The organism is Bacillus sp. 204(2023) (assembly GCF_037027505.1).
In the GTDB taxonomy this organism is placed as follows: Bacteria; Bacillota; Bacilli; order Bacillales; family Bacillaceae; genus Bacillus; species Bacillus subtilis.
This window is the reverse complement of sequence record NZ_JAXCHE010000015.1, coordinates 47,584-55,311: the sequence shown is the minus strand read 5'-3', so window position 1 is coordinate 55,311 and position 7,728 is coordinate 47,584. Positions and strand designations below refer to the sequence as shown.

At 43.6% G+C, this 7,728-nt stretch carries 9 protein-coding genes; all 9 read right to left on the bottom strand.

Annotated features, from left to right (window positions below; all coding sequences use genetic code 11):
• Positions 1–346: 346 nt before the first annotated feature.
• The 9 genes from lysS to WA279_RS20455 all read right to left on the bottom strand — a co-directional run bounded on the left by lysS (position 347) and on the right by WA279_RS20455 (position 7,709).
• Entirely contained in the window at positions 347–1,846 is a 1,500-nt protein-coding gene (gene lysS / locus WA279_RS20495) for a lysine--tRNA ligase (RefSeq protein WP_128739962.1), read from the bottom strand.
• A 91-nt stretch (positions 1,847–1,937) separates the two neighbouring features.
• The gene (gene dusB, locus WA279_RS20490) at positions 1,938–2,939 is read right to left on the bottom strand and encodes a tRNA dihydrouridine synthase DusB (RefSeq protein ID WP_014475588.1); all 1,002 of its coding nucleotides are present in this window, start codon (positions 2,937–2,939) and stop codon (positions 1,938–1,940) included.
• A 23-nt stretch (positions 2,940–2,962) separates the two neighbouring features.
• Positions 2,963–3,172, bottom strand: a complete 210-nt coding sequence (locus tag WA279_RS20485) for a helix-turn-helix domain-containing protein (protein WP_336156476.1) — start codon at positions 3,170–3,172, stop codon at positions 2,963–2,965.
• Positions 3,124–3,627: a 2-amino-4-hydroxy-6-hydroxymethyldihydropteridine diphosphokinase gene (gene folK, locus WA279_RS20480; protein WP_336156474.1), complete on the bottom strand. Its 504-nt coding sequence runs from the start codon at positions 3,625–3,627 to the stop codon at positions 3,124–3,126. Before folK ends, WA279_RS20485 begins: the two co-directional genes overlap by 49 nt.
• Positions 3,624–3,986, bottom strand: coding sequence for a dihydroneopterin aldolase (gene folB / locus WA279_RS20475; protein WP_336156472.1), 363 nt, complete (start codon positions 3,984–3,986; stop codon positions 3,624–3,626). The genes folK and folB overlap by 4 nt, the downstream gene beginning before the upstream one ends.
• Complete coding sequence (gene folP / locus WA279_RS20470; protein ID WP_003242672.1) at positions 3,979–4,836, bottom strand: dihydropteroate synthase; 858 nt, start codon at positions 4,834–4,836, stop codon at positions 3,979–3,981. Before folP ends, folB begins: the two co-directional genes overlap by 8 nt.
• On the bottom strand, positions 4,818–5,699 hold the full coding sequence (gene pabC / locus WA279_RS20465; protein ID WP_327829746.1) for an aminodeoxychorismate lyase: 882 nt from the start codon (positions 5,697–5,699) through the stop codon (positions 4,818–4,820). Before pabC ends, folP begins: the two co-directional genes overlap by 19 nt.
• On the bottom strand, positions 5,699–6,283 hold the full coding sequence (pabA, locus tag WA279_RS20460; protein ID WP_254491475.1) for an aminodeoxychorismate/anthranilate synthase component II: 585 nt from the start codon (positions 6,281–6,283) through the stop codon (positions 5,699–5,701). The genes pabC and pabA overlap by 1 nt, the downstream gene beginning before the upstream one ends.
• A gap of 13 nt (positions 6,284–6,296) precedes the next feature.
• Entirely contained in the window at positions 6,297–7,709 is a 1,413-nt protein-coding gene (locus WA279_RS20455) for an anthranilate synthase component I family protein (RefSeq protein ID WP_336156468.1), read from the bottom strand.
• Positions 7,710–7,728: the final 19 nt, after the last annotated feature.

Below are 7,728 nucleotides of genomic sequence, written 5' to 3'. Positions count from 1 at the left end.
GCGTTCGTCCTGAGCCAGGATCAAACTCTCCGATAAAGTAGTTTGACTGACTACGCACATCGCTGTGCGATTTTTAAAAACTGAATTAACAGGTACGTTTTGTCTTGTTTAGTTTTCAAAGATCATTTTGTTCACTTCGTTCAAGCGACTTTATTATTATAACTCGTTGACTCAGTGAAGTCAATAACTTTTTTTGAAGTTCTTTTTTTCGTTATCGCCTTGTTTAGCGGCAACGAATAATAATATACCACCTAGTAAATAATAGTGCAATAGTTTTTTTGAAATAATACTAAGGAATTTAAAAAGAGCGGCATCCTTTCCCTATGGAGGATACCACTCTTTTTTATTAGCGTTGTCTCATTTGCGGGAATAACAGCACATCGCGAATAGAAGGGGCATTCGTCAGCAGCATAACCAGACGGTCGATACCGATGCCTAAACCTCCTGTTGGCGGCATACCGTATTCCAGAGCTTCAACAAAGTCTTCATCCATTAAATGAGCTTCATCATTACCGGCTTCACGCTCTTTTAATTGCGCTTCAAAGCGTTCTCTTTGATCAATAGGATCATTCAGCTCTGTAAACGCGTTGGCATGTTCACGGCCAACGATAAACAGCTCAAAACGGTCTGTAAAACGCGGGTCCTCAGGGTTTTTCTTAGCAAGAGGAGAAATTTCTACAGGATGCCCGTAAATAAACGTTGGCTGAATAAGCGTTTCTTCAATTTTTTGCTCGAAGAATTCGTTGATGATATGGCCTACTGTCATAGAATCTTTAATTTCTACACCATGTTCTTTTGCATATTCACGCGCCTGTTCAACAGTAACCTCTTTCCAGAAATCAACGCCGGTCGCTTCTTTGACTGCGTCAACCATATGGATTCTTTTCCACTCCGGTTTAAGGTCGATTTGCTCTTCCCCGTATTGAATCGTAGTTGTGCCAAGCACTTCTTGGGCGATATGAGCGACAAGGTTTTCAGTTAAGCTCATGATATCTTTATAGTCCGCATATGCTTCATATAACTCAATCATTGTAAATTCAGGGTTATGGCGTGTAGAGACTCCTTCGTTACGGAAAACACGGCCGATTTCATATACTTTTTCTAAACCGCCGACAATTAGACGTTTTAGGTGCAGTTCGATAGCAATACGCATATAGAGTGGAATGTCTAACGCGTTGTGGTGAGTGATAAACGGGCGCGCAGAAGCTCCCCCAGGAATGCTGTGCATTGTAGGTGTTTCTACTTCTAAGTATCCATGATCATCAAGGTATCTTCTCATAGCTTGAATGATCTTGCTTCGTGTAATGAACGTATGTTTGCTGTCTGGGTTTACGATAAGATCCAGGTAGCGCTGACGGTAGCGCTGCTCAACGTCTTTTAAACCATGGTATTTGTCAGGAAGCGGACGAAGCGCTTTTGTCAGCAATTCAAAGGAAGTTGCTTTAACAGACAATTCGCCTACATTTGTTTTGAAGACTTTTCCGGTTACGCCGATAAGATCACCGAGGTCAGAAGACTTGAAGATTTCATATTGGTCGTCACCGACACTGTCTTTTCTTACGTAGATTTGGATTTGGCCTTCTAAATCCTGAAGATGGGCAAAGCCGGCTTTTCCTTTGCCGCGTTTTGTCATCATGCGGCCTGCGATTGTAACTTCAATCGCTTTTTCTTCTAACTCTTCTTTGGTTAGATCTTGATATGCCGAAATAACTTCTTGAGACTGATGAGTTCTTTCAAAACGTGCGCCGAATGGATCGATGCCGTTATCTCTCAGCTGATTCATTTTATCGCGTCTGACTTGCAGCTGATCATTCAATTCTTCATGGTTATGCTCTTCTTGACTCATTGTTATCACTCCATTACAGATATTGTTTCATGAAAAAAGCAGAAAAACTGCCAGCGTAAAACTAGCAGTGAGCAGCAAATAGAGGTGAGTATTATCCTACTTTTGCATTTTGAAGCTCTTTTGCCTCAACTTCAACCGTAAATGCATCTAAAAGCTGTACAAACTCTTCTCTCGTCTCGCAATGATTGATTTCATTACGAACGTTCGCATTGCCTTTCACGCCTTTCAGATACCATGCAGCGTGCTTTCTCATTTCTCTTACCGCTACGTTTTCACCTTTTAAGTCAATCAGGCGGTCAAGATGCAGTTTGCATACGGCCATTTTTTCGCGTACTTGCGGCTCTTCTTTTAATTCACCTGTTTCAAGATACTGAACCGTACGGTAAATCATCCACGGGTTGCCCAATGCAGCGCGTCCGATCATGACCCCGTCTACTCCTGTCTCATCGAGCATACGCTTAGCATCCTGCGGTGTCTTAACATCGCCGTTTCCGATAACCGGAATCGATACTGATTGTTTTACTTCTTTGATGATATCCCAGTTTGCCGTTCCTTCGTACATCTGCACTCTCGTACGACCGTGAAGCGCCACTGCTTTACCGCCCGCACGTTCTACAGCCTGTGCATTTTTCACTGCGAAAATGTGGTCTTCATCCCAGCCCATTCTCATTTTCACTGTAACTGGTTTATTAACAGCATCCACTACTGCAGAAACCATTTCGTAAATCTTATCAGGGTCGAGAAGCCATTTGGCTCCCGCATCGCATTTTGTAATCTTCGGCACGGGACATCCCATGTTAATGTCAATGATATCAGCAGTTGTGTTTTGGTCTACAAACTTCGCCGCTTCCACAAGGGTTTCCTTTTTTCCTCCGAAAATTTGAAGGCTCAGTGGTTTCTCGCGTTCATCAATATAAAGCATACCCATTGTTCTTGCATTGTTGTAAAGGATCGCTTTGTCACTGACCATTTCAGCGCATACCAATCCGGCTCCGAATTCCTTTACAGTCAATCTGAACGCAGAGTTGCAGACACCAGCCATAGGTGCGAGCACAACCCGGTTTTTCAATTGAATATCTCCGATTTTGAACAATTTTTCTCCTCCTTTCATTTATTCTATTTTTCTGGCGGCGCCAATTCGTCCGCACTTATATTTAAAACAACTGCTGCATCTTGAATGATGGCAGCTGACGGCAATCGGTTTCCGCGTTCAATTTCGCCGAGAATAGAAACTGATATACCTAATGCTTTTGCAAATCCTTCTTGAGTATAACCTTTCAGCTTTCTGAATGCACGAATTCGTCTACCCCAGATTTCTGCTTCCATACTCTTACACCTTCTTGGTCTGTTTCGGCGCTTGTAGCCTCTTTTTCAACCTGCTGGCAAATTTCCGCAAGCGGCGCAAGGACAAACAAACGCTCATACATTCTCGGATGCGGAACAATTAGTTGCTCTGTTTCAATATTTTCACGATTAAATAACAAAATGTCAAGGTCTGCAGTCCGCGGCCCCCATCTTACTTCCCTTGTTCTGCCTAATTCATTTTCTATCTGCTGCGTCAGTTCAAGTAGTTCAAAAGGGTTCAGTGATGTCTTGATTTCAACAGCCATATTCAAAAATTGAGCTTGATCTTCGTATCCGACCGGGTCAGTTTCGTAAATAGACGACACTTTAGTGACTGTCACCGCAGCATGCTGATGCAGTAAAGCCACTGCTTGCCTTAAATACGTTTCTCTATCTCCAATATTAGATCCAAGTGCAATATAAGATATGTTGTTCATGACTTTTTTCTCGTAATTTCAATTGCTACTGATTTATAGTGTCCGGGAATTGGCGGGTCTGGCTTAATCACTTTCACCGTACATTGCTGAACAGGCTGAAATTTTTCGAGAACAGTGCCAGTAATACGTTCCGCCAGCGTTTCCACCAATTTCACAGGCGCCCCTTCCACGATATCTTTACATACGTGATAGAGCTCAGCATAGTTGATCGTTTGCTCAAGGTCGTCTGTTTGTCCGGCTTTGCTTAAATCCAGCTCAGCGGTTAAATCGACTTTAAACCGCTGGCCAAGTTTGTTTTCTTCTTTGAACACACCGTGATATCCGTAAAACTCCATACCTTCTACATAAACTTTATCCATGGTGCACCCCTCCCTTATTCAGCATCGCGTCCATCATTTTCGCCATTCTGGCAATTTGCTTTACATCATGGACCCTGACAATGTCACAGCCTTTTTGAATGCCGAGACACACAGTCGCGCCTGTGCCCTCAGCCCGCTCCTCAGGCGGAAGATCCAGAACACGTCCGATGAATCTTTTTCGGGAGGTTGCCAGAAGAACCGGATATCCCAACCCGCTGAAAATCTCTAGTTTGTTCATCACTGCCAGGTTATCGTGATAGGTTTTCGCGAAACCGATACCGGGATCAAGAATAATGTTCTTCTCGTCTACTCCGGCCTCAACAGCAATTTTTACACTCTCCATTAAGTCCGACAGCATATCCGGCAATAAGTCATTGTAGTTTCTTTCAGGGCGGTTATGCATGAGAACAATTGGAACATTATGTTCAGCTGCAACGGAAGCCATCTTCGGATCATGTTTGGCACCCCAAATATCATTGATAATGGATGCACCGGCTTTCACTGCTTCATCTGCGACAGAAGCCTTGTACGTGTCTACAGAAATAGGAACACCAAGCTCTTTCGTAATCCGCTCAATCACCGGAATGACTCTGGACATCTCCTCATCCTCAGATACGCACTCAGCGCCAGGCCTTGTCGATTCCCCTCCGATATCAATGATATGGGCACCATCATCGATCATCTCTTTCGCGTGCAGCAGCGCCTTGTCCAAGCTGTCATATTTTCCACCGTCCGAGAAAGAGTCAGGCGTTACGTTTAAAATTCCCATCACCAGCGTCTTCTCTTTATATGATAAAGCACTGGGCTTAGTGTGGATTACTTGTGTTTGATCTATTGTGTGCTGCGCCATGCTCTTCCTCCCTTTTCATGAATCATGTTCTTTATTTCTTTTTTGTATAACAATTGAAGAGCGGAGGTTGCTTCTCCGCTTTGGCTTCCATAGTTTACTTCTTCTATTTTAGTAAACGGGATGATTTCAAGAACCGAGTTCGTCATCCACGCTTCGTCAGCTGTCAAGAGAGCTTCTAGCTCATATCGGCCCGTTTTGAGCTCCAGGCCGATATTCTTTGCATTTTCTATGATAAAACGTCTCGTGACGCCGTCCAGAATACCGGTATCAAGCGATGGCGTATAGATACAGCGACCTTTTCTCCAGAAGACATTAGATATGATACCCTCTGCAACAACTCCATCCTCCGTTAAGAAAATTCCCTCGACACGCGGATCATTTCCAATTTCACGTTTCGCATACATATTATTTAAATAATGATGTGATTTTAACCGGAACGATCCCTCTGGAGTGTTTCTCCGTATCGATAAAACCTTCCCTTCTTTTTGCAAAGGAAGCCTTTCTGGTTTCAGCTGATTCACAAAGCATAAAACGGTCGGCTTATCGTACGTCTGGGCGACAAAACCTTTATCGCTGATCCCCGCTGATATGTTCAGTCTGACGCGGGCATTGCCATCCTTGATATCATTTAGCTTAAGCAGCTTGTCCAGCATCTCAAGGATCTCATGCTTTGAAACAGTATATTCGATTTGCAGATCCTTAAGTGCGCGTTCAAGCCGTTCTATATGCCAATCAAGCAGAAACGGGCAGCCTTCGTAGAGCCTGAAGGTTTCGAAAACACCGATCCCATATAAAAACCCATGGTCAAAAGGAGAAAGAACTGCATCTTTCTCCTCCATATACCGGCCGTTCACATATATCATCACGCAATAACTTCCTTGCGATATGTCTCAATAAAATTTCTGAGCATTTCTTTCCCAAAGGAGGTCATAATAGACTCTGGGTGAAATTGCACGCCCTCTATCGGGAGGTCATTGTGGCGAATAGCCATGATTTCTCCTTCTTTCGTTTGTGCTGTTACTGTAAAACAGTTTGGCAGCGTCTCAGGTTTTACGATCAGCGAGTGGTATCGCGTCGCAACAAGGGGGTTTTTCAACCCTTCAAAAATGGTTTTGCCGTCATGCTCGATATCCGAGGTTTTCCCGTGCATAAGCCGTTCTGCCCTAACAACATCACCGCCGAACACTTGTGCGATGGACTGATGTCCGAGACATACACCGAAAATAGGAATTTTCCCTGCGAAATGTTTAATTGCTTCGAGGCTGATTCCCGCCTCATCAGGGCTGCACGGTCCGGGAGATATCATCAGAAAGTCCGGAGACAGTTCTTCAATTTTTTCGATTGTGATGCTGTCATTGCGTTTCACAACCAGCTCTTCCCCAAGCTCGCCCAAATACTGTACCAAGTTGTACGTGAATGAATCGTAGTTATCAATCATTAAAATCATTTCTCCGCTCACCTCATCTAATTTTTGTCTCTTCTTTGCTCAGCTCTAATGCTCTTTGCATCGCAAAAGCTTTTTTGAATGATTCCTTGTATTCGTGCTTCGGAACAGAATCAATCACAACTCCTGCGCCGGACTGCATAAATGCCTGCCCTCCGATTGCATAAATGGTTCGAATGACGATATTAAACTGCAGATCGTGATTATATCCAAACCATCCTATAGATCCAGTATAAAGCCCTCGGCGTGTCGGCTCAAGTTCTTCTATAATTTCCATCGTTCTTACTTTCGGTGCACCAGTAATGGTTCCTCCGGGAAACACAGCATGAATAATATCTACAGCATCATACCCATCCTGCAGTTCACCTTGGACATTAGACACAATGTGCATCACATGCGAGTATTTTTCAATTGCCATGAATTCATTTACGCGCACAGACCCGTACCGTGATACTCTTCCCAGATCATTTCGCTCAAGATCAACCAGCATGACATGTTCCGCGCGTTCTTTTTCATTGTGTATCAATTCGTTTGCAAGCGCCTCGTCTTCTTCATTTGTTTTCCCTCTGGAACGGGTGCCCGCAATCGGTCTCGTCTCTAATAGCTTGCCCTTTTTGCTGACAAGCAGTTCAGGCGATCCGCAAATGATTTGGAAATCAGGTGTTTCTAAATACGCCATATAAGGAGAAGGATTTACTTCTCTCAAGGTTTTGTAAATTTGATATGGGTGGGCAGACAGTGACTGTGACTGCCTTATTGATAGATTGACTTGAAACACATCTCCGCTGGCAATGTATTGTTTGATTTTCTCTACAGCTTGTGAGAACCCATCCTCGGTAAATGGCGCCGCGAAAGAACCATCTGTTTCAGGGTTCATCTCTCGCGAAGAGACAGCGGGAAGCTCAGTCAGCCACATCTGCTCTAACTCAGATAGCTTCACATCCGCTGTTTCCTGATCAGAACCATTAACATGAGTAATCAGCCATAGAGACTCTTCTTGATGGTCATAAACTGCTATATCATCAAAAACAAGAAAATAAATATCTGGTGTTTCTAGATCATCTAATGAGAGCATTTTAAAATTTTCAATGTACCGTGCGTAATCATAGCTGAGAAACCCGATTGCCCCGCCTTGAAAGTCAGGGAACTCATGATTCGTTTCTGTTTCCAGCGTTTTAAACCAGCTGTGGAAGGCCCGTAATGGATCACCTTCTTTAAACAGCATCTCATCACCATGCTTAATTGTAGTTATTCCGTCTTTTCCTTTCACAGTCGCAATTGGATCAAGACCGGCTATACTATATCTGCCGCCTCTTGCACTTTCGAGAAGTACATGATGTTTTCGGGATTGCGCAAGTTTCTCAAATTGTTGTAAGAATGAGTCTTTTTGAAAAGGTACTTTTTTGCCTGCCGGTCTGCGTTGTGCCATTTGTATCATTCCTCTATTT